General features: G+C 44.8%; 35 protein-coding genes and 2 pseudogenes. 5 read left to right on the top strand and 32 right to left on the bottom strand.

Annotation, left to right across the window (positions count from 1 at the left end):
- Position 1: 1 nt before the first annotated feature.
- The 8 genes from PAV_RS32300 to PAV_RS10720 all read right to left on the bottom strand — a co-directional run bounded on the left by PAV_RS32300 (position 2) and on the right by PAV_RS10720 (position 5,230).
- Entirely contained in the window at positions 2-442 is a 441-nt protein-coding gene (locus PAV_RS32300; RefSeq protein ID WP_005545981.1) for a hypothetical protein, read from the bottom strand.
- A gap of 310 nt (positions 443-752) precedes the next feature.
- Positions 753-1,394, bottom strand: a complete 642-nt coding sequence (locus tag PAV_RS10740; protein ID WP_005545979.1) for a helix-turn-helix transcriptional regulator — start codon at positions 1,392-1,394, stop codon at positions 753-755.
- A gap of 91 nt (positions 1,395-1,485) precedes the next feature.
- Positions 1,486-1,914: a DUF86 domain-containing protein gene (locus tag PAV_RS10735; protein ID WP_005545974.1), complete on the bottom strand. Its 429-nt coding sequence runs from the start codon at positions 1,912-1,914 to the stop codon at positions 1,486-1,488.
- Positions 1,915-2,090: 176 nt separating this feature from the next.
- The gene (locus PAV_RS10730) at positions 2,091-2,468 is read right to left on the bottom strand and encodes a cupredoxin domain-containing protein (protein ID WP_005545973.1); all 378 of its coding nucleotides are present in this window, start codon (positions 2,466-2,468) and stop codon (positions 2,091-2,093) included.
- 173 nt (positions 2,469-2,641) lie between these two features.
- Positions 2,642-3,538 carry a helix-turn-helix domain-containing protein gene (locus tag PAV_RS10725; protein WP_005545971.1) on the bottom strand — a complete coding sequence of 299 codons (897 nt, stop codon included), beginning with the start codon at positions 3,536-3,538 and terminating at the stop codon, positions 2,642-2,644.
- Positions 3,539-3,607: 69 nt separating this feature from the next.
- On the bottom strand, positions 3,608-3,772 hold the full coding sequence (locus tag PAV_RS34590) for a hypothetical protein (RefSeq protein WP_005545969.1): 165 nt from the start codon (positions 3,770-3,772) through the stop codon (positions 3,608-3,610).
- 284 nt (positions 3,773-4,056) lie between these two features.
- A complete protein-coding gene (locus tag PAV_RS37210) occupies positions 4,057-4,221 on the bottom strand; it encodes a hypothetical protein (protein WP_157266773.1) in 165 nt (54 codons plus the stop codon).
- Positions 4,222-4,447: 226 nt separating this feature from the next.
- Positions 4,448-5,230 carry a CPBP family intramembrane glutamic endopeptidase gene (locus tag PAV_RS10720; RefSeq protein ID WP_005545967.1) on the bottom strand — a complete coding sequence of 261 codons (783 nt, stop codon included), beginning with the start codon at positions 5,228-5,230 and terminating at the stop codon, positions 4,448-4,450.
- Between the two features lie 120 nt (positions 5,231-5,350).
- Between PAV_RS10720 and PAV_RS10715 the strand changes: the two genes are divergently transcribed.
- Together PAV_RS10715 and PAV_RS10710 are read left to right on the top strand one after the other, a co-directional pair.
- Positions 5,351-5,623 (top strand): hypothetical protein, encoded by a 273-nt coding sequence (locus PAV_RS10715; protein WP_005545965.1) that lies wholly within the window; start codon positions 5,351-5,353, stop codon positions 5,621-5,623.
- 27 nt (positions 5,624-5,650) lie between these two features.
- The gene (locus tag PAV_RS10710) at positions 5,651-5,929 is read left to right on the top strand and encodes a hypothetical protein (RefSeq protein WP_005545963.1); all 279 of its coding nucleotides are present in this window, start codon (positions 5,651-5,653) and stop codon (positions 5,927-5,929) included.
- Positions 5,930-6,156: 227 nt separating this feature from the next.
- Here PAV_RS10710 and PAV_RS10705 read toward each other — a convergent pair whose 3' ends face one another.
- The 5 genes and pseudogenes from PAV_RS10705 to PAV_RS10685 all read right to left on the bottom strand — a co-directional run bounded on the left by PAV_RS10705 (position 6,157) and on the right by PAV_RS10685 (position 10,855).
- The gene (locus PAV_RS10705) at positions 6,157-6,441 is read right to left on the bottom strand and encodes a hypothetical protein (RefSeq protein WP_005545961.1); all 285 of its coding nucleotides are present in this window, start codon (positions 6,439-6,441) and stop codon (positions 6,157-6,159) included.
- Positions 6,434-7,048 carry a chorismate pyruvate-lyase family protein gene (locus PAV_RS10700; protein ID WP_005545958.1) on the bottom strand — a complete coding sequence of 205 codons (615 nt, stop codon included), beginning with the start codon at positions 7,046-7,048 and terminating at the stop codon, positions 6,434-6,436. Before PAV_RS10700 ends, PAV_RS10705 begins: the two co-directional genes overlap by 8 nt.
- 81 nt (positions 7,049-7,129) lie before the next feature.
- Positions 7,130-8,139: pseudogene (locus tag PAV_RS10695) on the bottom strand (bifunctional 3-deoxy-7-phosphoheptulonate synthase/chorismate mutase).
- A gap of 53 nt (positions 8,140-8,192) precedes the next feature.
- On the bottom strand, positions 8,193-9,434 hold the full coding sequence (locus tag PAV_RS10690) for a phenylacetate--CoA ligase family protein (RefSeq protein WP_005545953.1): 1,242 nt from the start codon (positions 9,432-9,434) through the stop codon (positions 8,193-8,195).
- A 77-nt stretch (positions 9,435-9,511) separates the two neighbouring features.
- On the bottom strand, positions 9,512-10,855 hold the full coding sequence (locus tag PAV_RS10685; RefSeq protein WP_005545952.1) for a phenylacetate--CoA ligase family protein: 1,344 nt from the start codon (positions 10,853-10,855) through the stop codon (positions 9,512-9,514).
- Positions 10,856-11,155: 300 nt separating this feature from the next.
- Between PAV_RS10685 and PAV_RS10680 the strand changes: the two genes are divergently transcribed.
- The 3 genes from PAV_RS10680 to PAV_RS10670 all read left to right on the top strand — a co-directional run bounded on the left by PAV_RS10680 (position 11,156) and on the right by PAV_RS10670 (position 13,255).
- On the top strand, positions 11,156-11,752 hold the full coding sequence (locus PAV_RS10680) for a hypothetical protein (protein WP_005545950.1): 597 nt from the start codon (positions 11,156-11,158) through the stop codon (positions 11,750-11,752).
- Positions 11,739-12,530: a tetratricopeptide repeat protein gene (locus PAV_RS10675; protein ID WP_005545948.1), complete on the top strand. Its 792-nt coding sequence runs from the start codon at positions 11,739-11,741 to the stop codon at positions 12,528-12,530. The genes PAV_RS10680 and PAV_RS10675 overlap by 14 nt, the downstream gene beginning before the upstream one ends.
- Before the next feature lie 104 nt (positions 12,531-12,634).
- Positions 12,635-13,255, top strand: coding sequence for a hypothetical protein (locus tag PAV_RS10670; protein WP_005545946.1), 621 nt, complete (start codon positions 12,635-12,637; stop codon positions 13,253-13,255).
- Positions 13,256-13,540: 285 nt separating this feature from the next.
- Here PAV_RS10670 and PAV_RS10665 read toward each other — a convergent pair.
- The 19 genes and pseudogenes from PAV_RS10665 to PAV_RS10575 form a co-directional block, all read right to left on the bottom strand.
- Positions 13,541-14,123 (bottom strand): annotated as a pseudogene (locus tag PAV_RS10665) (alpha/beta hydrolase).
- 395 nt (positions 14,124-14,518) lie between these two features.
- Positions 14,519-15,637, bottom strand: coding sequence for a site-specific integrase (locus PAV_RS10660; protein WP_005545940.1), 1,119 nt, complete (start codon positions 15,635-15,637; stop codon positions 14,519-14,521).
- Between the two features lie 5 nt (positions 15,638-15,642).
- The gene (locus PAV_RS10655) at positions 15,643-15,885 is read right to left on the bottom strand and encodes a hypothetical protein (protein ID WP_005545938.1); all 243 of its coding nucleotides are present in this window, start codon (positions 15,883-15,885) and stop codon (positions 15,643-15,645) included.
- 112 nt (positions 15,886-15,997) lie between these two features.
- Entirely contained in the window at positions 15,998-16,207 is a 210-nt protein-coding gene (locus tag PAV_RS10650) for a helix-turn-helix domain-containing protein (RefSeq protein ID WP_005545936.1), read from the bottom strand.
- The gene (locus PAV_RS10645; protein WP_040735792.1) at positions 16,194-16,658 is read right to left on the bottom strand and encodes an ArpU family phage packaging/lysis transcriptional regulator; all 465 of its coding nucleotides are present in this window, start codon (positions 16,656-16,658) and stop codon (positions 16,194-16,196) included. The genes PAV_RS10650 and PAV_RS10645 overlap by 14 nt, the downstream gene beginning before the upstream one ends.
- Before the next feature lie 61 nt (positions 16,659-16,719).
- Entirely contained in the window at positions 16,720-17,334 is a 615-nt protein-coding gene (locus PAV_RS10640) for a hypothetical protein (RefSeq protein ID WP_005545933.1), read from the bottom strand.
- 3 nt (positions 17,335-17,337) lie between these two features.
- Positions 17,338-18,111, bottom strand: coding sequence for a DNA cytosine methyltransferase (locus tag PAV_RS10635; protein WP_040735852.1), 774 nt, complete (start codon positions 18,109-18,111; stop codon positions 17,338-17,340).
- Positions 18,108-19,172, bottom strand: coding sequence for a phosphoadenosine phosphosulfate reductase domain-containing protein (locus tag PAV_RS10630; protein ID WP_005545929.1), 1,065 nt, complete (start codon positions 19,170-19,172; stop codon positions 18,108-18,110). The genes PAV_RS10635 and PAV_RS10630 overlap by 4 nt, the downstream gene beginning before the upstream one ends.
- Before the next feature lie 58 nt (positions 19,173-19,230).
- Positions 19,231-19,842 carry a hypothetical protein gene (locus PAV_RS10625; protein ID WP_005545927.1) on the bottom strand — a complete coding sequence of 204 codons (612 nt, stop codon included), beginning with the start codon at positions 19,840-19,842 and terminating at the stop codon, positions 19,231-19,233.
- Positions 19,823-20,077, bottom strand: coding sequence for a hypothetical protein (locus PAV_RS10620; protein WP_005545925.1), 255 nt, complete (start codon positions 20,075-20,077; stop codon positions 19,823-19,825). Before PAV_RS10620 ends, PAV_RS10625 begins: the two co-directional genes overlap by 20 nt.
- A gap of 36 nt (positions 20,078-20,113) precedes the next feature.
- A complete protein-coding gene (locus PAV_RS10615; RefSeq protein WP_005545923.1) occupies positions 20,114-20,539 on the bottom strand; it encodes a hypothetical protein in 426 nt (141 codons plus the stop codon).
- A gap of 1 nt (position 20,540) precedes the next feature.
- The gene (locus tag PAV_RS10610) at positions 20,541-20,723 is read right to left on the bottom strand and encodes a DUF6877 family protein (RefSeq protein ID WP_005545921.1); all 183 of its coding nucleotides are present in this window, start codon (positions 20,721-20,723) and stop codon (positions 20,541-20,543) included.
- Between the two features lie 2 nt (positions 20,724-20,725).
- Entirely contained in the window at positions 20,726-20,962 is a 237-nt protein-coding gene (locus PAV_RS10605) for a hypothetical protein (protein ID WP_005545918.1), read from the bottom strand.
- The gene (locus PAV_RS35260; RefSeq protein ID WP_005545916.1) at positions 20,959-21,099 is read right to left on the bottom strand and encodes a hypothetical protein; all 141 of its coding nucleotides are present in this window, start codon (positions 21,097-21,099) and stop codon (positions 20,959-20,961) included. Before PAV_RS35260 ends, PAV_RS10605 begins: the two co-directional genes overlap by 4 nt.
- A 5-nt stretch (positions 21,100-21,104) precedes the next feature.
- Entirely contained in the window at positions 21,105-21,338 is a 234-nt protein-coding gene (locus PAV_RS10600) for a hypothetical protein (RefSeq protein ID WP_040735791.1), read from the bottom strand.
- Positions 21,335-22,651 (bottom strand): replicative DNA helicase, encoded by a 1,317-nt coding sequence (locus PAV_RS10595; protein WP_005545912.1) that lies wholly within the window; start codon positions 22,649-22,651, stop codon positions 21,335-21,337. The genes PAV_RS10600 and PAV_RS10595 overlap by 4 nt, the downstream gene beginning before the upstream one ends.
- Positions 22,623-23,456 carry a hypothetical protein gene (locus PAV_RS32295; protein WP_005545910.1) on the bottom strand — a complete coding sequence of 278 codons (834 nt, stop codon included), beginning with the start codon at positions 23,454-23,456 and terminating at the stop codon, positions 22,623-22,625. Before PAV_RS32295 ends, PAV_RS10595 begins: the two co-directional genes overlap by 29 nt.
- A gap of 16 nt (positions 23,457-23,472) precedes the next feature.
- Complete coding sequence (locus PAV_RS10580; RefSeq protein WP_005545908.1) at positions 23,473-24,222, bottom strand: MBL fold metallo-hydrolase; 750 nt, start codon at positions 24,220-24,222, stop codon at positions 23,473-23,475.
- Positions 24,219-25,139 carry a RecT family recombinase gene (locus PAV_RS10575; protein ID WP_005545906.1) on the bottom strand — a complete coding sequence of 307 codons (921 nt, stop codon included), beginning with the start codon at positions 25,137-25,139 and terminating at the stop codon, positions 24,219-24,221. Before PAV_RS10575 ends, PAV_RS10580 begins: the two co-directional genes overlap by 4 nt.
- Positions 25,140-25,141: the final 2 nt, after the last annotated feature.

Here is a 25,141-nt window from a genome sequence, read left to right as displayed (position 1 = left end):
ATCACTCATTCCCGGTATTCTTTGCACTAGAAGGGGGAGACGACATAGCGCGCTTTGCTTGAATCGAGCTCCATACTGAATAGCCAAGTTCAAACATTTGAAGCATATCCGTAAGCCGCTGATCAGATGCATTATTCGCATTCCGCTGACTAACTTGAGCCACGATACGTTCCAACACGTCATTTCCGCGTTGTAATACTCTGCGTGTACGCTTCAATTCTTGTGCCCACTCGTTAATCGTCCCCACGGTCTCTTCGGACTGCTTCAACACTTCGTCAGCTCGACGCGTCAATACTTGGAGTTGGTGGCTCAGTCTCTGCCCTTCCTCAAGACATGAATCCGCCCTTCTCAAGGTACGCATTCCTCGGACAATGAGCAGGACAGTCGCCGTACATACAGCACTCCACGCTACAGCAGCCAGCAAGATGCTCCATTCAATCATCGTCTCCCCTCCTTAGCTGCAAGATCTACCGGGCGTATGCCCATGTCGTATTGACAGTATAGGAAGATGGGGCTCGCTTTGACACAACTTACCTTGTACTTTTTTTGCCCGCTTGTCCCTAATCAGTGCAAATAGACCGAACCTCTGTGAGGCCGACCTGAATTTGGGAAGCAAAATCAATGAGATAAAATTGCAAAACTTACTCGCGTCGTAATTCGTTTTCCCACCGATCAGAAAAAGGCTGCCCATAGCTATTATGGACAGCCTTCCCGATCATTCGAACAGGGAATGATCTTGCAATGTACAAGTATTACTGGTTAGTCCGAGGGCGAATCTTATACGTGCAGCGCTGCCCGCGTTCTGCAAGACATTCTGTACGCTCTACATCGCTATCTAGTAAATCTTGGAATAAGGCAAGTTCACATGCGCACGGTTCCTTATAATGCTGAGCAACCTGTGCAATTGGACAATTGTACTCATGCAGCAGCCAGCTGCCATCGTCCGCCTTCTCCGTCTCTACCATATAGCCGTTTGAATCTTGAATGTGACCAAGCGCTTCAACTCGTTCCTCCAAGTTTTTGCCTTGGACGAGCGGCACATATTTCTCCAGCATGGACTGTCTTCTTCCTTCGAATAATCGATGGACACTATTCTCATCCTGCCAAGATTCCATTTCCTGAAGCAGATCTAAAATCAGTTGATGATACTGCTTTGGGAACTGTTCATCTCCTGTATCCGACAAGCGATACATCTGCAAGGGACGTCCCATCTGCTGTCGAACCATTTCCGTATCCAGCATGTGTTCCTGCTGCATGGCATATAGGTGTCGTCTTACTCCCATTTCTGTCATTTCCAGCTGCTTGGCAAGCTGGGCAACAGACATAGCCCCATTGGTTTTGAGTAAGCTCATAATCTCTTCACGTGTGGATGATTTGCGTACTGGTTGCTTCATGTAACCACCTTAACCTTGGTTGTCATCGTACCGTCATTGTAACGCATCACTTCCTTACAGACAACAACCTTGCCCCAGTTGAAGGCAGGAATCATTTCAACGCAAGTTCCTTACTTACAAATTGACGGACAGACTGAGCAAATTCCGGCAGCCACTTAGGCAGGTGTGCAAGCTGCGAATGAATGGAATCTCTCTCCCATATCATGTACTCCTGAACCAACGGTCTGCGCAAAGACACTAGCTGAAGCAATGTCGCATGGAGCTGTGGCGATACAACCTGCTCTTGTGCGATAATTTCCACAATATCCTCGTAGCTGCTTGCATCACGCATTAGAAAACCGTCTATGAGCAAGCTGCCTACATCTGTGATGATCTCGATCGCGATATGAAGCGCCCGCTCCTGTGCATAAGAGTAGTGCAAGCTTCCGTCCCATTTCACCATAATCTGTTCAACAGTCTCTATCAGTTGTGGTATAAAATCAAGCCGCTGCTCAATCTGCTCCATGTTCACATAGTACATTCGTTAGCCCTCCCCTGTGATGGTCTAGCTCGGAAGCGGTGTTGCGATACCATTCTCGAACAGGCCTGGTATCTTTCCCGCTTCTACTACATTCGGCATATGTAACCAATCTCCTGTTCCCTGTATGCAACATGAAAAAAAGGAGCTTGTCAGCCCCTTCTCTCAACTGAAACGTATTATTCTACAATAAGAACCGACTTCATATCATCGTGGCCTGTTCCACACATGACCGAACACAAAATCTCATACTTGCCCGGTTTTTCAAATACAACGTCCTTCTCCATTTGGCCATCTTGCAGATTAATGCCCAATTCCTTAATTTCAGCACCATGCAACCCGGATTTGTTCACAAGCTTCATGCGAACCTTATCCCCGGCCTTCACTTTATACTCCGGTTGGTCGAACTTAAAATCACTTGTAGCGATAAGTTTAACGAGAGTGACTCCCTCAGGAGCTGCCTCCTCGACCTCCGGCTTTGGCATATTGAACAGCATCAACCCAGCGGCAAGCAGGCACGCGATGCTGAACAAAATGAACATAGCCCATTTCTGCATAACTGTTCTACGCCCCTTTGTCAGTTACATTCATCACTTCTCATATTACAAAATCTTTCCTATTTCTCTCAATACCTTCTTGCAAATTTCGGAAGCAAATTTTGTAATTGTGACAATTCATTGAACAACAGACATCTACGGCAACCCTATAAAAATAGGAAGAGAACCAAGTATTATGCCTGAAGCTGGTCATTCAATTCACGTAATTCACTAGGCGACATTTGGAAGTGATCTTTAAATAATCGATTGAAGTTGGACAGGTTGCGGAAGCCGCTTTCAGCGGCGATTTCGATAATTTTCTCTGTCGAAGAAGTTAATAGCTGAGCCGCATAGGCCAATCGTAGTCTGATCAGATAATCGAGTGGAGATGTGCCTAACGTCTGCTGGAATAATGCACTGAATCGGGAAGGACTTAGGTGGGCCAAGTCGGAGAGTTTCTTCAGCGTCCACGGATAAGCTAGCTGACTTTCCATGACGCGAATCACCTCTTTAATTGTCTGTACTCCTCTAGATGGCGATGGTGAAAATGCAGCGTGCGGCCTGCTTGCATATCTGTTGATCAGCGTAAAAAAGCGTATGTATTGGGCTTGAACAATTGTTGCAAACCCAGCTTCTCTTTGATCGAGTTCATTCTTCATGTCCATTAGCATATCAGACAACAGGCCGCATTGCAGCAAAGACCGCTGCAGGACATGCGGTACGGCTTGTCCAATATGATGGAGATAGAAACTCGTCTCCTGGCCCCACCATGAATTGAGTTGGATAGACACTTCAAAATGAAATGCTTCCATCAGAAGCTGATCTGTCCCGCACACCCGATGCAATTGCTGTGGCGGGATGAGCACAATGTCACCCTGTTGAATCGTATACGTTGTCCCGTTGATGATACAAAGGCCGCTGCCTCCGGCTACATAATTGATCTTCCAATGCGAATGCCAATGTGCCAGTGTTAATTTCGGATGATTGCCCTGCACCATCTTCTCAATTTTAGGTATCATTAACTCCTTCTGCCCTGTATCTACTTCAAATAAAGTATTAACGGACGATTGTACAGCGGTATACCGTTTCATATGAACATGAACCTCCTGTCATCCTACCATGAATATAGAGGTGAACATTGGTCAAGATTATGAAAAGACTTATTTGCGCTTGGATGAATCGGATAGGCTCTCAGCAAGCTTGGACACTCTTTCCTCCTGTTTCATCGTCATTCGCGCAAGAATGGAGTTAATCTCCGTTTGCAACTCGTTTCTTTTGGCAATGAGTTCGCTTAGCTGCTTGAATTCTGAGTTGTCGTCATGCATGGTTCCATCCTCCAATTAGGTCGTAAAGTCAATCGCTCACTATATGTATCACCATCTGTGAGGCAAATGAAAATGATTAATTTTGGGAATATGGATTTTCTCTGGATCGTGAAGAAATAAATTGACAAACGAGCCCAAACAACATAATATGTTACTTGCAAAAAATTTAAGGATGCAGGTGAAGCCAACGTGACCTATGAACCGATTGTAAAGGAAAAACGTTAATCGAACGCAACGATGCCGATAACCTTTATCAAGTAAAAGTAAAACTGCAGGATGGTACGCTATGCCGCGTCTTTTATAATCACGGTGCCAAGCATGTTAGCAGACTGCTTACTATTCCATGCCCGATTTGCCGCAAAGACTTTATTTGCAAATGCATGAGTCGCTTCGCAGACCAGCTTGACGAACAAATCAACTTGCCTGAACTGCTGGCTAAGTAGTCGCACAACGATGCAACCGTTCGAACTCGTTTACTGAATATAAGCAGCATACAAGCTCTCTATTCGCCTATTGCGAAAAGGGAGTTTTTTGTTTGATCTCCATCACTGCTTCCCCCTCGTACTAGCTCCTCGCTCCAACCTAATTATACCATTTATTTATTGTGAAATTAGACAAGCTCTCAATATTTTTAAGGTTTTTTTAATTTAGCTGCACTTGCCATTTTGGACTGAATTACAAGAAACCGCTGAGAATCATCAGAACATTAATCCATGTATGCCAAATCACGACGGGAATGATACTTTTGGATTTGATCGTAATTCCTCCGAAATACAACCCTCCCAGTGCAAAGGCGATGCAAATGCCCCAAGAGAATCCAAGGGAATAATGCTGTAAACCAAACCCTGCGCTGGTCACAATTACCGCCCACTTATCACCTAATTGTTCGGAGAACCGACTAAGAAGCACCCCTCGCCAGATGATCTCCTCCAACACGTTTATGATAGAAAAAGCAAGCGTGAATAACCAAATTCCTTGCACGTTGCCCCATTCGTTTCGAATAACAAATGGCATAAAAGCTAAAGAAACCGCAGCAATTGCGATAAGTAAGAAAACGTTAACTTTTGACTGACGGAAGCCTGACCAAATAAATGGTATCCCTATCTGCTCGTTCCAATGCGGTTTTTTCGCATACAGCATGAAAGGTAATTTTTGAACAAACGCCATGACAAGCAAGGGAATGATGATACAAATCAATGACAATCTGTTTAGTAAGATATGCCATTCTTTGGGCTTCAAATCGAGGATCCAACTTGAGTTTATGAATAGATAAATAGCAAATCCGACACCCAAACCTATCGTTGTCAGAAGAAATGGCCGCATTGGCTTGTAAATGAAAAGCAATCCGGTACAACCTCCCCACAAACACATCAATACGTAGTTATGCGTTTGGAGGGAGATAAGAAGTGACCCAACTAAGAACAGACAAGCTAAATTTCGAAGTAACGTGAAATGCATTCTTTATCCTCCTTATGGATTAGACGAACGTGGAATTACGCTGAAAGGTACTCAAGTGTCCATATTATCGGGGAACTCCATACATATACTGGATTATTGTGAGAGGATGTGAGAAATGACATGGGTATGAAGGAAATGGGCTTTGCAGATCGCGTAATCTTTATTCTCGGATTAACCTTAGCCGGTGTACTGACATTTGTCCTTCTGGTCGGAGTCATTGTTGCAGTATTAAAATTTTATATGGACAAAAAGGAACGAGCCATTCAGGTTCAACCAGATCCAATGCTAAAAGATGATCCTAGGCCACCTTTGGAAAGCGTTTCGACGCCTAAGCATTTATCTGAAGATAAAGTATTGCAGGTTAATAATGAGCAAGAAAGACCACCGAATTAGGTAATTTTTAGAGAGGAGATGACGCATTTGGCAACGAGTAATCAAGGAATGTCAAAGTTCTTTAGTCATATGAAGAATGGATTTCTACATTTCGCAAATACCTATTCTGTAGCAGTAAAAAGTGGCGCGAATGTGGCAGGAAAGCAAATTATTGAAGCGATGGAGGAATTGAATCAGCCATCTGATATTTCTGCTGGAAAGCTGATCGCAGCCGTTAAAATTGGCGTACAACATGCCAGTGAACATATGGTGAATTCAGGTACGGAATTCGTTGAACACATGAAAAACAGTCAAAAAAAGCAATAAGGAGAGAAATTAACATCCATCATTTTAATACAATTAAATAAAAAGGTTTTCTGTTTCATGTTTTCTCCTCTTGGTTGATGAACTTACGTTATTGACCAGAGGTTTTTTTGAGTTGGGCGCGCATTTGCGCTGTTGAGTACAGTTTGAATGATTGAAAAAACGGAGGACCACTCCCTTTAACAAAATAAGGAAGGAGTCCCTTTTTCATTTTATTTATAACTCTTTTATTATTCCTTGTCTTTTTCTTTTGCTTTTGCTTTCTGTTCTTTTTCTTGCTGTTTTTCAAGCTCTTTTTGTTCTTTTTCTTGCTGTTCCTTAAGCTCTTTTTGTTCTTTTGCTTTCTCTTCCGCTTGCTCTTTTTCTTTTTTCTTTGCTAGTTCCTCAAGTTCCTTCTTTTCTTTCCGTTTCTCTTTTTCTACTTTTTTCGCTTGTTTCTCAAGTCTAGCTTGCTCTTTCGCTTGTTCCTTTACCTCTTTTTTACTTGGTTTATGCTCTTTCATTTCTTCACTCATCTTTTATCCCTCCATTTTGGAATTGGTTAACCTTGTTTAAACGGTATCTGACAACTTCTGGATTAAAATATTCAAGCATATGAATTCCTGGCACTGACTGAAAAAAAATATCGTATCTCTTGTAAGGAATTTTACTGTGCCGTTCAGGGATACGAAGATTGATTGGCTTTTGGAACAGATCAACAGCCTCTTCTTGACCCTTAAGCCCAGAGTCAACCACTTTTCTGTAGGATTGTAACCCCATCGAGCTGATTGATTTGCCAATTCCCTCTTGTTTGTGAGCAATTTTCTCAAATAAAGATTCTGGTACGTACTTTGAGTTCACAATGGCAATATTGTGAGAAACGATAAAATCACTTTTGTCGCTTATCAAAATCGATTCTCTCACATATAAAGGAGCGCCGGAGGACTCCGCTTGATGATCCGCATGTTCTTCTTTCAATTGCTCTTGCCGAATGACCGTTACACACATCTTTTCGTTCAACAAGGTTTCTAGCAAATCTGTCGTCCTTCCGTCTGTCACTAGCAACAAATCGAATATTAGTTTCTGCAAAAAGTCCAATGCCTCTCCCGCATGCCGCGAGCCCTTGCCATTGGTATCTGTCATACAGTTTCCTCCATTAGCCGTATGTCAGCTCGTGTTGAATTATAACCTGTGTACAGGAACTTCTGTTATGATAACCTGCTGTTAACGATAGAGACCGGAATCGCGGATCCCCTGCAAAAATTTGTGAAATTCATCAATATTCAACTGCTGCTTCGCATCAGAAAGTGCAACCCGCGGATTCGGATGCACCTCGACCATAATACCGTCTGCGCCAGCCGCTAGTGCTGCTTTCGCACATGGAAGCATAATGTCCTTTCGACCAGTGGCATGGGTAACATCTACGAGAACCGGAAGATGAGTCAATATCGGAACAGCAGAAATATCGAGTGTATTGCGCGTCCATCTTTCATAGGTGCGAATTCCGCGCTCGATTAACATGACTTGGTTATTCCCGCTGGATAGCAAATATTCAGCCGCAAACACAAATTCCTCGAGTGTAGCGGAAAGGCCTCGTTTCAGCAGGACAGGCTTCTGGGTTTGGCCAACGGCTTTCAACAGATCGAAGTTATGCATGTTGCGGGCACCAATCTGAAAGATGTCAATGTAACGAGCTGCCATGTCGATATGCATAGGGCTCATGATTTCACTTATCGTCACCATCCCCGTTTCATCAGCCACTTCCTTCATGATTTTCAACCCTGCTTCGCCAAGGCCTTGAAAATCATACGGTGATGTTCTCGGTTTGTACGCGCCTCCTCGTAAGACGGTAATGCCGGCATTCCTCATCGCAGTAGCAACCGTTAGCAGTTGATCTCTGCTTTCAATTGAGCAGGGTCCAGCGACGATGACAGGCGAAGAACCGCCGATTTCGGCATGCTTGACTTGAATAATCGTATCCTCGCTCTTATGCCGGCGGCTAACAAGAAGCTTGCGCTCGGCTGGAGCCTCTTTTTTATTTCGGACGCAAAAGTAAGGGTAGCAAGCTCATTCAGTAGTTGTTGGTTGCCAACTGGCTCCGCTTGTGAAATACCCTGCTTATTCTTTTCTTGAACGATTTCCGCAGCCATTCGTGCACGTTCGTTCATCAGATCGAGCAATTGTTGGTTAATTCCATCCCATTGCGTGATTAATTGTTTCCATCTGTCGCTCACAACGAGCACACCCCTCTTTTTCACAATTGACTGCAGCCTTTCCTTCACCAGACTTACACTTTATTTCGCTTCTGGATATATACCGGTTTGGTCGATGGCACGTTATTCACGAGCTCCACTCGATCAAGAAGCGTTGCGTCGGTAATGATTTGAAGGGTGACAGGCAAATGAAGCTTTTCAGATAATTGAGTTTGGATGTCCTCCCTACTCCATTGTCCAGCATCGTGCGAATCAAGAAGAACATACAAACCATCTTCTTGCTCCAATACCTTCCATGCATCTGGGGCAGGTGTCAACGAATAGACGGCCTCTTGGATATCATAAGCATCTAGAATGGTATCACCGATCACGATTCGATCCTTACTTCTGCCGTAATGCACCAACTTGCCCGTTACTCGCCCACAAGCACACCTGGAAGGTTCAAGGGAGATAATATCGTCATTAAAGTAACGCAACAACGGAGAAGCTTGATGAGAGAGTGTTGTGATTGCCGCAAACCCTCTTTCTCCTTGAGTAACAGGGCCCGAACCGTCTTCATGCAGCACTTCTACGTAAAAATCCCGTTCCACGATATGCATCGAGCCATACTCACACATGGTTGCAATATTCGCAGTTTCCGTCGAACCATACATATTAAAAACAGGTACACCCCACAGCCTTTCGATATGCTCTTTGCGTTTATCGCTCAATAACTCACCGGCAACGCAAATGGCCCTCAGCGCTGGAAAATCCTCGTTCACATCCAAACCAATGAGACGCGCCGCCTCGGCCAGAAGCTCCATCTCGCGCGGAAGTCCTGCCAATACTGTGACTTGCAGGCGCTTCATTAGACTTAATACTTTCGGGTATGGCGTAACTACCGTACGTCCGCTTGCAGGTACAACCCCCGCTCCTGTGTGCCAGGCAGCTTGCTGCATTAAGAAGGCGGGCAGCGCCAAGGCATACGGGAATCGAATCAATACAAGATCATCCGCTGTCAATCGGACTCCACACTCCTGCAGCTGTCTTCCGCCAACTCGGATGTCTTCTTGCGTGAACCAAGAAGCGGAAGGTTCTCCGGTTGTACCCGTAGATTCGTGGTATTGGGCAATCTTACTTATTTCGACAGCTAGGTGTCCGAAAGCGCCGGCATTCCGGAGATCTTCTTTCGTTGTCAATGGCAGTGTTTGAATGTGTTTCATTCCCATATTATCGATGTTATATTTCGCTAATCGATCCTTATATAGAGGGGATTTCGTTAGGCGTAGTAATAAATTCTTGAACTTCTCCTCCCGCTCCCTCTGAATATCGGTCATCAGGGCACCTCCTTTCGGCGTTACACGGCGCTTTGGGATGGCTAATGCAAATCCTTGGCCCCATGCTCCTAGCCGCCTTACGTGATGATTCGCGTTGCTTTGCCAAAAGTACGAGGAATATCGTGTCTGATTTCCACTTCGCAATCAATCCCGATCCGATCTGCCATATGCTTTCGAATTTTCGTTGCCAATTGCTCGTCTGTTAATTCCGTCCGGAACGGTTCGGCTTCAATTTTGAAAGATCCCTGATTCAATTTGAAGTGATACCACATACCCACATCTGGAATTTCCATCAAAAATTGTTCTAGTATGAACGGTGAGTAGTCTTCATCCCCTAATCGAATCATGTTCTCCATTCTTCCTCTCAAATGAAGAACGTCCATTGTGAGACCACAATCACATTTGGATTTCTGTAAATACCCGATATCCCCACTGCGGTAACGCACCATTGGCATGGCCTCGCGCAACAACGTCGTGACAACGATTTCTCCCGTCTTGCCGTAAGGGAGCTTTTCCAGCGTAATTGGATTAATAATTTCTACTTTTACATGTCCCTCCATCACGTGATAACCTTTGTGCTCACTGCATTCAACCGCAACGACGCCGCATTCGGTCGATCCGTAGAAGAAGGACACTTCACATCCCCACCATTTTTCCAAACGCTCACGGAATTTATAGGAGCAGCCTTCACCTGTAAGCACTATTTTTTTCAACCGTATATCTTCACCTATTTTGATGCCGAACCGCTCGCTTTCTTCGGCCAAAAGCGCCGCATAGGAGGGGGTCGTAGTCAGAACTGTAGCTTGGAACTCCTTCATCAACTCTAATGACTTATCGACGGGAGCCATGTAACCGCCTTTGCCAAGTGACAGCACCGCTGTTCCAAAAGCAAATTGAAACAACCGCTGAAATCCAAGTCCAGGCAAAGCAAATTCATAAGGCAAGGCGACAGCCACCACATCAACATCCGTTTCCTTAAACAATTCCAAATATTTAGGCAGCAAATCATAGACATACTGATCAGCTAAGGAGTACGAGGTATAAATAGGTTTGCCCGAAGTACCGCTCGTGAGGTGAACCTGACCGATTTCCTTTGGATCCAAGCATAAGATTTTCTGCTTATCGCCTCGGATGACGTCTTTATTCAAAAACGGTACCTTTGTTAATTGCTCCAGACTTTCAATTTCTGGCACTGTAAAGCCTGCCTCTTCCAGCTTTGAACGATAATATTCATTGCGGTTCCAAATATGAGTAAGTGTTGCGTTAATCGCTTTTAACTGATAATCTTCAATTTTTTGCCGAGGCAGCTTCTCAATGGTGATTCCATTTTCATCCAATTGTTCAAAAAAAGCTTTGAATTGTTCTAAATGGGATGTATGTTCGTCCACGGATACCTTCATTTTATGGGTTTGCGCTTTCATAAAGATCCTCCTAACCATTTTCAATCCAATCCTTCGGCATGTCATTCATCTAGCGTTCTCTCATGATTATTTGTAAGTAGTTGATCTGCTCGCCCTCCTAGTCACCCTAATATGAAATGCAAGCAAAGTCAGCCTTGACTCGGACAGCCGTATATCTTCTGAAAAGTGATTTTTTCATCCAATCATTGCAGTAGGGATTCACATATCGTAACAAGTATATAGCCCTTGAAATCATGAGAAGTTGACGTAGAGAAACTCGGCTTTCAAATAACGGCGAAGCAAATTGGAGGTGAGGTAAACTTGTCATCTGACAGCAATCCTGATAAACAATTCAAGATCGCAAAAAAGCTCCTTCAAGATGGGGTTGAAGGAGACAAAAAGGCAGCGAAAAGAGCGAATGAGAAGCTTGTAAAACTACGTGAGACCCAGCCTCATAATGCGCTTATTGAAGCCTATTACGGTAGTTCATTAGCCCTCTTATCACGTGATGCCGTTAACCTTGTTGAGAAAGAAGAAAAAGCACTAGAGAGTTTGGAGGCATTGAATCAAGCAGTTATATGGGATCCAAATGAAAAAGAAATTCGCTTTTTACGCGGAAGCGTCTGCCTGCATCTGCCGGAGTCTTATTTCTATTGTTCGAAAATAGCGATCGAGGACTTCACGTTCCTCCTTGACCGTTATCAACAAGGTTCAAATTACCTAACCCAAAAACAAGTCAGAGAAGTACTTCGAAAGCTGAGTAAAGCCTACCTAAATATCGGAAATCAGGTCAAATCGAATGAAATCTTACAGCTTCTTGCCTCCATGCATCCGAAGAAAAAGATGATTAGAACCATGCAAGCGATCGATGTGATCATGCATGAATACAGAGAGGATGAATTTAGTGACAAACCTTAACCCCAGTGATATGGAAGGATCAAGTTTGATTGAAACTTCTATATCAAGCGATGATCATCCGAATTCATTGACCGAAAGCAACCTAAATTCCGTGTCAGTTCCGGTGTCTACTCCACCTGACCCCTTTAATGAGAGATTCACCCTAGCTGTCCAACTTCATAAGGATGGCATAGCTGGCAATGCAGCGGCTGTTCAAGAAGCACATCAGATTTTAGAACAACTGCGTGTTGATTATCCAGATAATCCTCTTGTTGATGCTTACTATGGCAGCACAATGATATTGATTGCAAGGGATAAAACAGAGGCTTCTGATAAATTGAAATGGTCAAATCAAGGATTGAAAATACTCGATGATGCGGTAGCCGCCGACCCACACGACAGTACGATTCGACTGCTTCGCGGCAAGTCCTCTTACAATCTCCCAGAGAAATATTTTCATCGGACGAAGACGGTGATTGAAGACTTCACCCTCCTCCTCAATACACAATCTGATACGCTTGATACTGATACACAATTAGAACTCATCTATGAACTGGGTGAGGCTTGCACCAGGATAGGTCGAAACCAAGATGCGGCTGCGCACTTTAGAAGATTGCAGAGTCAAACACAAAATTCGGCATGGCAGCAGCTATCCAAGCAAAAACTGCAAGCGCTAGAAGGAAAACCGGCTTTTGAGAAAATACCAAACAACATTCCCACTACCCTATTGATTGAAGCTACTCGGACTGTAGGGAATGCCCTCCTTATCTGGATTAATAATGAAAAAAGAAACAGATAGCCCAACAAAAAGCAAAAGAACGGGCTAAAAAACGGGCTTTACAAAAAGCGAAAGAAGAAGCGATTGAAAAAGCGAAAGAACGTGCGAAGAAAAAGGCTGAGGAAATGGCCTTAGAAAAAGAAAGAGAATTGATTTTAGAGAAAGAAAGACAAATGGCACTAGAGAAAGAAAGAGAAATGGCTTTAGAGAAAGAAAGACAAGTGGCAATAGAGGAACTAAGGAAAATGGCCTTAAAGAAATCAAAAGAAAAAGCTAAACCAAAAACTAAACTGATCACAAAGCGAAAAGGTAAACCGCTTGCTAAGTCAAAACCTAAAGCTAAAGAAGTAGTAAAACCAAAATCAAGACGAAATCAAAAAACAAGGCCTACCGTACAGCCATTAGATAAGAAACATGTTCTCCTTCTAACCCCCCTTGATGTTAGTTGGTCAGTGCTAGCGATAAGTCGAATTCATATTAGACTTTACTTCAAGGGGGGATTAGCGTACTTTCGGAAGGAGGTGAGATACATGTCTGACAAACACAGCGAATTTTTCAAGAGTTTCCTTGAAACAGCTTTAAAAAGCGGCGCTAACAATTTCGGCAGACAACTTCTAAATGCAGTAAATGATGAAAACCAACCCGCTGAAATTATTTTAGGGAGAATCGCAACTGCCCTTAAGAGTGGTGCCGTAGCAACTGGCCAAGAAGTATTGCGAGCTCAACTTGATCAGCTTAAGAATTAACTTGAAACATATGGGATTCCCCCTATATTTCACACAAATAGACAGAGGTATTTGATAGGAGTTTCACGCAAATAGCCCCAAGTCTTGGAGGAGTTGTTGACAATGGGTTGAGGATCTAGTCCCCAGTCCAGCGAAGTCTTTGCAAAAACCTTATGTTTGTCAACAGCCCCAGAAGGCTTAGGGCTTTTTCATATTCTTACGGTTAACTCCATTTACCAAGATAAAAAATCAACAATTAGTTATGCATGTCAGCTTGCACTCATATGTCTAATCCTTTTATAAAAATTAAGGGAAATGAAGTGCCCGGGCCATCGCCTCCATATAGCTCTGAGCGGCGCGTTGACTTACCTCCGCTTCTGGAACAAAAAATTCGAAAAGGTGGAAGCATCCGGGATATAAGTGAAATTCGACATTTACACCTGCTTGTGCAAGTCTTGTTACATATTCGATCGTTTCATCTCGGAACAGATCGAGCTGACCTACACATGTATAGGTTGGCGGCAGCCCTGCCAAGTTCTCCGCTATCGTCGGTACTGCATAGGGTGATATCCCGCTGGAATGGTTCTCCACGACACCACATCGAGCCGTCTGAACGAAGCGTTCATACAACTCGTCGTCCATATCAGGATGTCCCAGCACATATCCACCCCCGTGAATCCACAACATGGCTGGAAGCTTGTCATCATATCTCCTGCCAGGTTCATAAATTTTTACCAGTCTCTCCTGCAGCACCTCAAATTTTTCGACTGGTCGTGTTTACTTGCTCTGACCTTCTCACAGGAGGAACCGACACTAAATTTCTGCTCCACTCTAAATTTTCTTCCAATTGAAACCCTGGAAATTGTGATAACATTTCTGAACCGATCATTCCAGATAAATAAGTACAGAAATTTCCCATTCTTGATTGATCTTGCTGTCGAAGCTCGTTCGACGATGACTACCTTACTAGTTGAATGAGATGCCGTGCTCTCTCGCCTTTGGCTCCCTGCGCGCGGGCGAACCCGGGTTCGCTCCCCCCTGTTATACTCCACCAATGCAAAAAACACGACCCATAGGATCGTGTACGTTTGTTGATTTTGGTGGAGCCAAGGGGGATCGAACCCCTGACCTCTTCGCTGCCAGTTATATGCAGCATTCCTGAGTATTACTGAGTTCACCTGACAAACCCTTGATAATAGGGGTTTTCAGCCATCATATACGTATAGTATTCCTGCCTAATTCTAAGTAATTATATCTATTCGGGCACCAAAAAGGGCACCAATTTTATTTAGTTCCAAACAGCATTGCACCAAATTGATCCGCTGTTTCCTTCTGCATATTCGGCAGCAAGTGACTATATAAGTCCAGCGTAATCTTGATGCTTGAATGACCAAGTCGTTCAGAAACAATCTTAGGGTGAACACCTTGTTTTAGAAGCAAACTAGCATGAGTATGGCGAAGATCATGAATCGTTATTACTGGAAGCTCACTCTTCTTTAAAAACCGTTCAAACGTTCTTAGCAGGTTTCGCGGGCTTATAGGTGTGCCAACTGAAGTCCCTATTACTAGGTCATTGTCTTGATACACCGCCCCAGCACTTAGCTTTTCTTTTGACATCATTATTTTACGCTTTTTTAATTCAGCAACCGTACGATCATCAATGGAAATTAATCTATTACCTGCAGCTGTTTTAGCTCCAGCAGCTAACGTTTTCCCATCTGATTCAAGTGTTTGAACCACTGATATCGTTCGTGCATCTAAATCAACATCTTTCCATCTAAGGCCAAGTATTTCCCCTTTTCGCATCCCTGTTGTGTATGCCAGCAGAAAAGCAACATACTCGCGGTGATTTTTGATCAAAGAGTCAAATTCCCGTAATTGCTCTGCAGTCCAAACCTGTATTTCTTTCTTCTGCTCTTTAGGAAGATCCACAAGAGCAGCCACATTCTTAGTAACCATATCCCACTCTACTGCTTTATCTAATGCACACTTCAATGTTTTGAAGATGTCACGCACACTTCTGATTGATAGACCTTTTTCCTCATGCAAATGTTTAATTAATTTTTGACAGTGGATGATCGTTAATTTAGATATCTGAACTTTTCCGATACATGGCACGATGTGATTTACTATATGTGACTCGTATGAGTTATAGGTAACCTTCTTGATTGAGTATTCCTTAGACTGAAGCCAGGTTTCAAGTAACTCCTTTAGAGTGACGTTGGATGCATTAATATTTAATCCGTTGTTATATCTGTTTTGTGCTTCGTTTTCGGCCTTTTCTGCCTCTTTTCTTGTTTTGAATCCTCGTTTCTTAACACGTTTTCTTTTCCCGTTCTCGCGCACCTCAATGACGTAGTACCACTGGTTTTTCTTCAAACTTTCATCCTTGAAAACTGTCATCAGTATCACACATCCTTATTTCTCTTATCATGATACTTCTCGATTTCGGCTTTACGGCTTAAGATATCCTCTTTGAAGAACCATCGTTCTCTCTCAGTTGCTTTAATTGGACGTATCTTCCCTAGCTTTATTGATTTATGTAAATTTTGACGTGTCCCGCCAAGGAGTTGTAACGCTTCATTGGTTGACAACACTTCATCGGCTATAAATTTCGATATCTCTTCTTTTGATTCAAAGTTTAATTTCACTGGGCATCAACTCCGTTGCAGATAGAATTAACAACTTAAACTGTCACCTCCTTGATAATCCATTATACATTTCAGATTGACGATAGTAAACCATAAAAAAAAGATGAGGAACCTAGTCCCCCATCTCATTACCTAACAACCATTTTACAAATACATCCTTATGAACAAACTTCCGTCTTCCGACTTTGACAACATGGAACGCATTTGAATTAAACAGTTCATATGCATTATCCCTGCCAATGTCTAAATAAACTTTGACGTGTTCAGGGGTGAGGACTTCTGGAAGCGATTCTAAAGTAGAGTTTTCACTAGTCTGTGTCATCGTTTTTCACTTCCTTTTCGACTGCTATGTCCATCGCCAATGCAAATTTATAAAAAGCCTTCCAGCGTATTTTTGAATATGTTCGCTCACTGATTGGCGGTTGAAACTTGAAGCTGTACATTTTGAGATCGGTCATATACTCCGCATCATCGCTCATGTAACGTTCTTCGATAAGGAACCGTTCCATCCTCGGTAATCGCCGTACCGCCCGTTCAATCCGATCACAGTAAGTTTTCCTTGCCGCTTGCGTGTCGACGTTGTAAGTAGCAATGTTCCCCGTCTGATCGCTCGTGACATTTGTATTTCCCCGTGGCATGTCACTATATGATGCGGTTATGCTTGCTTCCCTTTCCTCGAACGCTACATACTTGAAAATACGATATTTCTCCAACGTCGCTTCAACTGCCGCCTGCGTTTTCTTACGATCCAATTCTGGTAATTCGAATGACATCTGCTGCATCCCCTCACCTCACTGTAATAGGATTGCCCCGGCGAACCGGGGCGCTGTGAGATTAGAACGGAAGATCATCATCTGATGCGAGCGGTGGCAATTCGTCTTCGCCGGATGATTCTGGTGCTGCAGGTTGTTCTTCTTTCTTCTGACGACCACGACGCTTGCGAGCTGTTGTGATGTCAGCCACCTTCTCAGATTCAGGCTCCTTGTCCGGTTCCGTTTCTTCCTCCTGCTGGTGTTCTGCAGCTGCAGCAGCCTCATCTATGGTCATTTGATTCGGATCCATGTCTACCGTTCCGTCTGGATTAATTGTGTACTGCACACCCTCGTGGTCATCATCGTAAAATTCATCGATGCTCATTTGCGAAGCCTGCAATGATAGCGTCACGTTCATACCAGCCATTCGATAGAACTCTGCAGAAGCTTTCTCATTGTCACCTTTGATGTTGAATTTGAGAGCTGTTTTTTTCGAATCACGTTGAAGCGTCGCGAACTCTGCCTGAATCTCACTGGTTTTGTTACCTGCCGCACTTGCTGCCAAAATAACGATAGTTCCGGCCATTTCTACGAGGGTATGTGCTTGCGGAAGGTCATCACCCTTAACCTCATATACAAGCACCTCTTTTTTGTCGTCTTTCTGCATTTTCTTGAAAAGTACGTTCAATTGGATCATTGTTTACCTCTCCCCTTGGGCTTTGCCCATATAGTCATCTATTGCTTTTATTGCTGCTAGAATCGGGAATATCTGATACGGATATACCGCATTTCCCAATGCTTTTATTCGATCTTCGTCCAATCTTCTGGAAAGCCCATAACCTTCTCTACTAAAGTCGGCGGTGGATACTTTAGGTTGTGGACTTGCCGGCAGTAGTCTCGAAAATTGTTTCTGGGCCCTCTTCCACATTTCGCCGCTGCTTCTGGAGAACGCCCCCCCTTGTGATCGCTCGCCGTTGGAGTGGGCAACAATGAATAACCTTCTTCTCTCATGGTCCGCGTCAACGGCTGCAGCTGGAATATCAAACGTTTGGAAGGTGTATGATAGGTTCTCCAAGTCAGTAAGCACTTTGTCGAGCCCCATCGTTGCGTGCCCAGCAACATTCTCACCAACAAACCAACGGGGTCTGAGTTCTTGTAATAAGCGAGCAACTTGCGGCCAGAGCCAGCGGTCATCTTCTTTGCCTCGTCGCTTCCCGGCAACACTCTCAGGCTGGCAAGGGTATCCGGCTGAAACAATGTCAATTGTTCTACCTGGGCCAATGATTCCATCCTCCTTTAGCTTCTCAGCTGTTAGCGTGCATACATCGTCGTATATTGGGACATTAGGCCAGTGTTTACGGAGCACCTTTTGCGGGAATGGTTCGCGTTCGCAGAAGGCGACTGTTGTCATGCCTGCCCATTCCGCAGCAAGGTCGATTCCGCCGATTCCACTGAATAAACTAAGCTTCCTCATTCGCATAACCCATAAACGCTTGAACATTGCGGTACGTCTTCCCATTCCAATGCTTTGATAAGGTCGTATTGCTTACCGCCGTATGCCGTTTTAGACCACTCGACAACCTCTTGAATTCCGTCTCCATTCCCGTTCGCTGTTGGGAAAAATGATGCACCCTGTCTTTTGCTTGCCATTTTTACAAGCTGCTCCCATTTTGCAACCCTTTCGATTTCGGAAGGGAATCGGCGGGCTATCTCAAACAACTCGGACTTATTACAGTTGATACATGGCATGCAACCTACTCTTCCCATTCCGAGCTTGTACAAAGGATTCGGCTCAATCCCATGCTTGCGATGTATTGCGAAAACATCATCCACTGCCCAACGGAGTAGCGGTCGGTATATCTCGTATCCTTCTGGCGTGTTCTCCCGTTCCGGCAGCTTTGCCCGGGCCGCGCTCTCCTGCGCTCGTACGCCTTGCCAGCTCACAACCTCGTGCCCCGCCTCAAGCAGTGGGAAATAAACCTGTTCCTCCGTCGGCCTTACTTTCAGTTCAACCGTACAAAATCGCCGTCGAGTTGATGGGAAGCGCCCTTTCCACAAGCAAAGGTCTAAAAACGGATTTCCGGTTGGATGCAGTACGCTCAACGCCGTCTCAATAACCTCGGCTGCCTCCTTGTCCGACATGCCTTTTTGCTCCGGGTACCATCTCCAGTGACCAATCTCTATTTGCCTACTCGGATCATCCGGTTTTTCCGGGGGCTCTTCAGCAGCCTCTCGCTCTCCCACTGGTCCGATATAGTGCCAGTGCCCGGGAACGTCGGTAGTAAGCTTTTGGGGCCAGTGCTTTTGTACATATTCACGCTTTCGTGCTATTTGTTCTGAGAAATCAGCTTTGATCCGCCGAATGGGCCCGAGCTGCTTTTCTAAATACTCCCCATACTCATATACCAATGGATGCTCGTTTCCCGTGTCACAAAACACCGGCATGATATCCACGCCTTGCTCCAGCGCGTAAATCCACATGGCCGTGCTATCCTTGCCGAAAGATATGTTCATGACGTTAACTGTGTTGTTCATTCTATCCCCTCGCTTCCCTGGGCGGACGTCCATTACCCACCCGCACAGGGCATCCGCCTTATATTGATTTTTGCGAATACATGTTCTGTTTTAGGCGCAGGAGTATCCCATCCCGCGCCTGCATGACCGGGCTATGCTCGTTTTTCTTCTTTTTCTTTTCTGGTGGATGCAATATTGCTTGAACAACTTCGCCTTGATGGATTGGTACTTTCTTGATGTACCCCGTTTTTTGAGCTTCGTCGATTTCCATTGCAATCCGCGCGAGTACGTAAGCATCCCGAACGTTATCGCTTCTGTGCTCGTATCCCCAACGCTTGTATATATGAATGCCAAGTTCGTCCTTCTTCGTCGTGCCCTTACCGCTTGCGAATTTCTTCAACTGGCTTGGGGCAGCTTCGATGTATTCCATGCCCCGACAGTACATTGCTATCCGAATTCCCCAACCGATGCCACCGAGCTGGACAGCTTGCTGAGATGCAAAGCCGAATCCTTCTATGCACACCACGTCGTCACGCCGAAGATAAGCAATCACCTCGCGGATCATGGAAGCCATTCTCTTTGGGTCCTCTTTCCCGATTCCGGTCAACTCTTTCTCAACCAATACATTCCCCGCTTGATCAAGTGCAACGAATCCGGTTTTAGTACTCGGGTCAATCCCCACATACCGCATCGCCGTCACCGTCCTTTTCCTTGGGCTCATACGGCTTTGCAAATCTAACTTGCTTCCCGCCAAGCACCCACTTGCCAGCTATGATCCTGCCGTCCTCGACTTCTTTCTGAACCGGCTCACCCCCGACTTTCTGCAGTCGTGTAATGTGCCTTTTCAATGTGCTGTACACCGTCCACTGGTCTGTTACTGGATCGTATACTGCTGACGTTTCCTGTTCATCTCTCGGATACGCCATGCTATCACCCCTATCATTGCTGATTTTTTGGCGTTTCTAGCGATAAATCGGACTATTAGATAATGGGTGAATGGATTTATCCATCACAAGCTTACCGCCTGTAGAAAAGCTAGGTTGAGCGTGATTTCCAGACAAGATAGCCCATCCCCGTTCCTCGGCGTATCTTTCCATCTTCTTCATATGGTCGATATTTGCTTTCCGGAAGACATCATGAACAACATCCTCAATGGCTTGTCCGGCGAGCGTATCTTTCGCCTGGCTGCGAATCAATCCGGCGATCATCTGACCGACATCGATATATTCCGAAAGCAGCTTGCGGATATCCATCTTGCCAGCTTCAGCTTCGTTCCAAAGCTCCTGAATTTCTTCATGAAGCTTCAGACGCTGATCATTCGGAGCGTAACCTTTCACCGGATAATCGATTACTGGAAGTGCCACAACGATATATTTTTGCATTTGCATTTCAAACATCTCCTTTTTGTGATGGTAAAAATCTTTTTGCGAAGTTCAACTGCTGCTCGATGTACGTATCTGATTCATTCCCGCCCATTGCCAGCCAGTCACCAATGCGTTGATTAATGTCAGCCAGGACTTCTGTCGGCAGCAAATGAGATATCATCATGATTTCATGGAGTGGACTGGTCATTTCTATTCGTCGTCCTCTGGCCAAACGTCGCTCTCTTTGACATCCAGCAGCATCTTGTGACGTTTGCCTGGTTTGAACTCCACTTTTTCAGGGTCATAATCTACCCAAGCACCGGACAAGATCACTTGTGAATGACTAGGGCTTATTTCAATTTCATCGGCAAGCAAAATGGCACAATCGTTCTGCGACTCTATCAAAAACCGTTGTTCAGGATTAAGCTTGATCTTTATCTCTTTCAATCCGTCCCCTCCTCAATCTCTACATATCCTGCACCGCTGCACACTGGACAATCAGGATGGTTCTCCGAAGATGTATATCCTCTTCCATTACATGCAGTACACTTTTCGACTTCTCCGATCAGATAATAATCACTCATTCCGTTTACACCCCTTCATTCGGAAGCAGCCCATGTTCACTATAAATCTGCTTCAAATACGGGAATTTCTCGGCACATTCACGCATCAGGTATTCTCGTGCCGCGGCGACCAATGTATCGTATAATTGCATGTATTTCTCGCGTTTTTCGGGCGTGGTCAAAGGGTGGTCTATCATCTCCGCGCCTTTGATAATCCGTTCAATCGTCTGCTGATATTCCTCTTCGGTTTGTATCTTCATGGCGTCTTCTTCGGTATCTCTACGAATTTTTGATACCACCATTGGAAGTCGAGCCTAAAGCGATTGGTTCCAACGTTCCGTCCTTTCGCGAAGATAGAATCTATTATCTTTTTGTTTCTCTCAGGCTGGTCGTTGTGGTTGTACCAAAGGAACTCCACAACGTCAGCATCCTGCTCAATAGAACCGGATTCTTTCAGGTGGCGAAGCTTCGGCTCCTCATTGTCTACACTGCGATCCAGCTGGCTCAGAAGAATGAAAACCATCTTGTTTCGGCGTGCCAGTGTCTTCGCTGTACGGGTTACTTTGCCGATTGCCTGGGCGCGTGTCTCGTTTTTCTTCTGTGGTATCTCCATGATCTGAAGATAATCTACAATGACAGCTGCCACCTTACCATGACGCTTCTTGAACTGCTTCACTGTTGCTCGTATTTCATCAATGGTTACTCCGGCACTGTCCTGGATGTACAACGGAAGCTTTTCAATTTCTGAATAAGCTGCGTCTATTTTCTTCCACTCTTCTGGAGTAAAGCCATCGTCCCCGCCTTTTCGAATTAGTCGCGGATAATTGACTCCTGCGATCATCGATACCAATCGATCCTTGACCTCGTTTTCGTCCATTTCTTGTGACCAAATCATTACTGTGCCCGCACCAGGGTTATTTTTTGCTATACCGTATCCGAGCATCAAAGCCTTGGCCGTCTTCCCAACACCAGGACGCCCTGCTAATACATAAAGCCATCCCCGCCACAATTGCGCCCATTCGTCGAACTGATTGAACAATCCAGTTTGAAGTTTGGCAGCCTTCGTTTTCAGATGTTCGAAATAATCCTTCTTCGATTCCTTCATGCTGCGCATACGTGAGAATGATATCGGTCGAAGCTCGAGAACCTCTTCTTCTACCGCAGCAAGAAAGTCCTCGTCCGTTTCGAAGTCTTCACCTGCCATATTAATAAGCTTGTTCCCATACTCCACTGCCCGTCGTCTGATAGCCTTGGAGCGAACGATCTGACCATAATACTGAATGTTGGCAGCGGTTGGAGCTGAATTTGCTAGATGTGAAAGATATGAAACACTACCCATATCCTGAACACGGTTGAATTTTTTGAACTCTTCAGTGACGGTTATGATGTCGATGGGAATTTCCCTTTTTGATAGGTTGAGCATGACTTGGAAAATCAACCTGTGCTGTGCATTTGCAAAGTCTCTATCTGACAGGAACATCACGTCATTGATTGCTGCTGGATCAAGGAATATAGATCCGATCACCGCTTGTTCTGCTTGCAAATCATGAAGAATCGTCATATCTGAAATCATCGGGGTTTCCACCCTCCATCACCCATTCCCGTAATTTATCATCGAAATCCTGCTTTTTCTGCCGTTCCTCTGTGGTCGGCATATTAGGCTTCTTTTTCTGCTTACGCATAGCTAGTACAAGCTTGGGAAACTGCTCCCTAAATTTCTTTGCAGACAAAACCTTATCCATCCAAAAATCATCCTGTACAACCCATTCCATCACCGCTAAAATGAGATGTTTGTCCTTTTGACCATCACGTTCAACAAGCAACTGGAAATCCTTCGCCCAGCTTTGCATGTTGGCTCGCTTCGTAACATTATGCAGCCCATGATCTGCTGCCATGGCATCCACCTTGCCCCTGAAGTAAACAGCCATCTTGTAATAAGTGCTGTCCTCCGCAAACTTCTTCGGCTTCTTCTTAGGCGGCTCGGTAGGCGGTGGAGGTGGTGCTTGCTGCTGCGGCTTGCTTTCCGCTTCTTCCGTTTGGTATTCCGACCAATTGACTACTGTCACAATGCTGAATCTTGTATAGCTAGTGATCTGGATCATCTGCTCCTGCTCCAACACATGCAGCATGCGCCAGACAGTCGAACTACTCTTTTTATGCTTTTTCTCAACTATCCCATCGTTAAATTCATCCGTAATTGAGCCTACACCAGTAATGAATTGCCCTATTCCAACAGGAACCATCTTTCGTCCTACCAACTGGCGATAGGGCTTGTGAGCGGCTTTTAATAGGCACATCATCCATAATTTCAGGAAGAATGGATCTTTGAATATCTGGTTGTCGCCTATCTTCCTATGTATCTTGATCCAGCCTTGCACCGCTCACCCCTCCCATCTAAACAACGTGTAAATGATAATGTACTCCCGCTTTGAATCCCTTTTTCATCAGCGCCCGCTTGACCGTCATTTCTGCCAATGCTGGCATGTTGTTACTTGCTGACATGTGAGTTAAATAGATATGCTCGCCTTTACCCCTGACCAGCCGAGCAAGCGCAGCCGCTGCATCATGGTTCGATAAATGTCCACTATCTGATAGAATCCTAGATTTCGTAATCTCTGGATAATCGCCACTCTGCAGCATGTCCACGTCATGATTCGACTCAAATATATAAATGTCGCTGCCCTCCATGGCCTTCAACATTTCACTGTTCACGATTCCGGTATCCATCATGACGCTGACCTTTGTATCCTTGTCCCTGAATGTGAATCCATACGGTTCATATGCGTCATGTGACACCGGAAAAGCTTGAACGTTCATAATTGAATCCTCGAATACATTGAAACCGATTAGTGTATCCTGCTTCATTGGGGTTGCCGTCTCCAGTTTTAAATCCTTCAATGTCCCCTCACTTGCACGAACCGGAATCTTGTACTTGTCAGCCAGGCCGATGCCCTTAACGTGATCCCCGTGTTCGTGGGTAATAAAGATGGCATCCAGCTTTGATGGATCAATCCCCTGCTGCAGCAAGATTTTTTCAAGTTTTGTTTTGGCGAGGCCGACATCCACTAGGATGCTGACCCCTCCGTTTCCGAGCCAGACGCAGTTTCCAGTAGAGCCGGATGCAAGGACTTTGACCTCAATCATTCCAGCGGCTCCAAGCCTGCTTCGCTCGCCCCGTCTGCAAACACTTCCTTCTCTTCAATTTCAAGCTGCATCACTTTCAGGAGGCCAGTGAGCTCTTGAAGCGTAGGTTTATCACCTTTTTGCTTCATACGCGCCATTGTATACTCAGTCATGGCCTTCTCAGTAGTAATGCCAAGCTTCTTAAAAGCAGCGCTAATATCGCGGCGTACCTTCTTGATTTCGCCATTTTCACCGTTCTGGCTATTTTGTAATGGTTGCTGCAATTGAGGTGTACCACTCTCCACATCCGCTGTAATGTCTTTTCGTGTCTCGTATGATGCAGTGTTATCTATAGAATTCGGTTGCACGTATTCATCTTCCGATACCTCAATCCCAAACTGACGTTTAAACGCCCTTTTTATAGCGTGTTTAACAATCATGTCGTCAAAGTAATCCCGCCACATATCGCTGTTACGTCCTTTAAGCAGATGTTCGACCTGATCCCTCCGTACAATGACCAATACATTTGGTGCATTTTCTCGATATGCAACACAGTACGCGCCAATCGTTTCCCCTGGATTCATTACATCCGGTTCGTGCTCTACTTCTCCGGTATGAATCTTTGCCTTGAAATGGTCGTTTTGGCGAATTTCAGCGGCGATAAATCCCTTGTATTGTGGATGTTTTTTAGCCAAGGCAACGATACCTTCTACGGCGATCTGGATGCTCATCACTGGGCCGTTCTTACCGTTGTACACAATGCAGTAAATCTGATTCAGGAATGGATTAAGTCCGGAACGAGCACATGTTTGAACGAATAGTGCGAATTGTTCGTTGGATGTCCCTTTCGCAATAGTAGACTTCAAAGTGTCAAGCTCAGACTGTGTGAAGCTGCCTACAACGGCTTGTGTATTTATGTTTTGAACTGCTGTGCTCATAT

Source organism: Paenibacillus alvei DSM 29 (assembly GCF_000293805.1).
In the GTDB taxonomy this organism is placed as follows: Bacteria; Bacillota; Bacilli; order Paenibacillales; family Paenibacillaceae; genus Paenibacillus_B; species Paenibacillus_B alvei.
The sequence above is the reverse complement of the archived record's forward strand: the minus strand, read 5'-3'. Positions and strand labels throughout refer to the sequence as shown.

Bases quoted from the DNA above. Each gene is read 5' to 3' on its own strand.
- PAV_RS32300 (WP_005545981.1), bottom strand. From the start codon at position 442: ATGATTGAATGGAGCATCTTGCTGGCTGCTGTAGCGTGGAGTGCTGTA.
- PAV_RS10740 (WP_005545979.1), bottom strand. From the start codon at position 1,394: ATGAAGCAACCAGTACGCAAATCATCCACACGTGAAGAGATTATGAGC.
- PAV_RS10735 (WP_005545974.1), bottom strand. From the start codon at position 1,914: ATGTACTATGTGAACATGGAGCAGATTGAGCAGCGGCTTGATTTTATA.
- PAV_RS10730 (WP_005545973.1), bottom strand. From the start codon at position 2,468: ATGCAGAAATGGGCTATGTTCATTTTGTTCAGCATCGCGTGCCTGCTT.
- PAV_RS10725 (WP_005545971.1), bottom strand. From the start codon at position 3,538: ATGAAACGGTATACCGCTGTACAATCGTCCGTTAATACTTTATTTGAA.
- PAV_RS34590 (WP_005545969.1), bottom strand. From the start codon at position 3,772: ATGCATGACGACAACTCAGAATTCAAGCAGCTAAGCGAACTCATTGCC.
- PAV_RS10720 (WP_005545967.1), bottom strand. From the start codon at position 5,230: ATGCATTTCACGTTACTTCGAAATTTAGCTTGTCTGTTCTTAGTTGGG.
- PAV_RS10715 (WP_005545965.1), top strand. From the start codon at position 5,351: ATGGGTATGAAGGAAATGGGCTTTGCAGATCGCGTAATCTTTATTCTC.
- PAV_RS10705 (WP_005545961.1), bottom strand. From the start codon at position 6,441: ATGAGTGAAGAAATGAAAGAGCATAAACCAAGTAAAAAAGAGGTAAAG.
- PAV_RS10700 (WP_005545958.1), bottom strand. From the start codon at position 7,048: ATGACAGATACCAATGGCAAGGGCTCGCGGCATGCGGGAGAGGCATTG.
- PAV_RS10690 (WP_005545953.1), bottom strand. From the start codon at position 9,434: ATGACCGATATTCAGAGGGAGCGGGAGGAGAAGTTCAAGAATTTATTA.
- PAV_RS10685 (WP_005545952.1), bottom strand. From the start codon at position 10,855: ATGAAAGCGCAAACCCATAAAATGAAGGTATCCGTGGACGAACATACA.
- PAV_RS10670 (WP_005545946.1), top strand. From the start codon at position 12,635: ATGGCCTTAGAAAAAGAAAGAGAATTGATTTTAGAGAAAGAAAGACAA.
- PAV_RS10660 (WP_005545940.1), bottom strand. From the start codon at position 15,637: ATGACAGTTTTCAAGGATGAAAGTTTGAAGAAAAACCAGTGGTACTAC.
- PAV_RS10650 (WP_005545936.1), bottom strand. From the start codon at position 16,207: ATGACACAGACTAGTGAAAACTCTACTTTAGAATCGCTTCCAGAAGTC.
- PAV_RS10645 (WP_040735792.1), bottom strand. From the start codon at position 16,658: ATGTCATTCGAATTACCAGAATTGGATCGTAAGAAAACGCAGGCGGCA.
- PAV_RS10640 (WP_005545933.1), bottom strand. From the start codon at position 17,334: ATGATCCAATTGAACGTACTTTTCAAGAAAATGCAGAAAGACGACAAA.
- PAV_RS10635 (WP_040735852.1), bottom strand. From the start codon at position 18,111: ATGAGGAAGCTTAGTTTATTCAGTGGAATCGGCGGAATCGACCTTGCT.
- PAV_RS10630 (WP_005545929.1), bottom strand. From the start codon at position 19,172: ATGAACAACACAGTTAACGTCATGAACATATCTTTCGGCAAGGATAGC.
- PAV_RS10625 (WP_005545927.1), bottom strand. From the start codon at position 19,842: ATGCGGTATGTGGGGATTGACCCGAGTACTAAAACCGGATTCGTTGCA.
- PAV_RS10620 (WP_005545925.1), bottom strand. From the start codon at position 20,077: ATGGCGTATCCGAGAGATGAACAGGAAACGTCAGCAGTATACGATCCA.
- PAV_RS10615 (WP_005545923.1), bottom strand. From the start codon at position 20,539: ATGCAAATGCAAAAATATATCGTTGTGGCACTTCCAGTAATCGATTAT.
- PAV_RS10610 (WP_005545921.1), bottom strand. From the start codon at position 20,723: ATGACCAGTCCACTCCATGAAATCATGATGATATCTCATTTGCTGCCG.
- PAV_RS35260 (WP_005545916.1), bottom strand. From the start codon at position 21,099: ATGAGTGATTATTATCTGATCGGAGAAGTCGAAAAGTGTACTGCATGT.
- PAV_RS10600 (WP_040735791.1), bottom strand. From the start codon at position 21,338: ATGAAGATACAAACCGAAGAGGAATATCAGCAGACGATTGAACGGATT.
- PAV_RS10595 (WP_005545912.1), bottom strand. From the start codon at position 22,651: ATGATTTCAGATATGACGATTCTTCATGATTTGCAAGCAGAACAAGCG.
- PAV_RS10580 (WP_005545908.1), bottom strand. From the start codon at position 24,222: ATGATTGAGGTCAAAGTCCTTGCATCCGGCTCTACTGGAAACTGCGTC.
- PAV_RS10575 (WP_005545906.1), bottom strand. From the start codon at position 25,139: ATGAGCACAGCAGTTCAAAACATAAATACACAAGCCGTTGTAGGCAGC.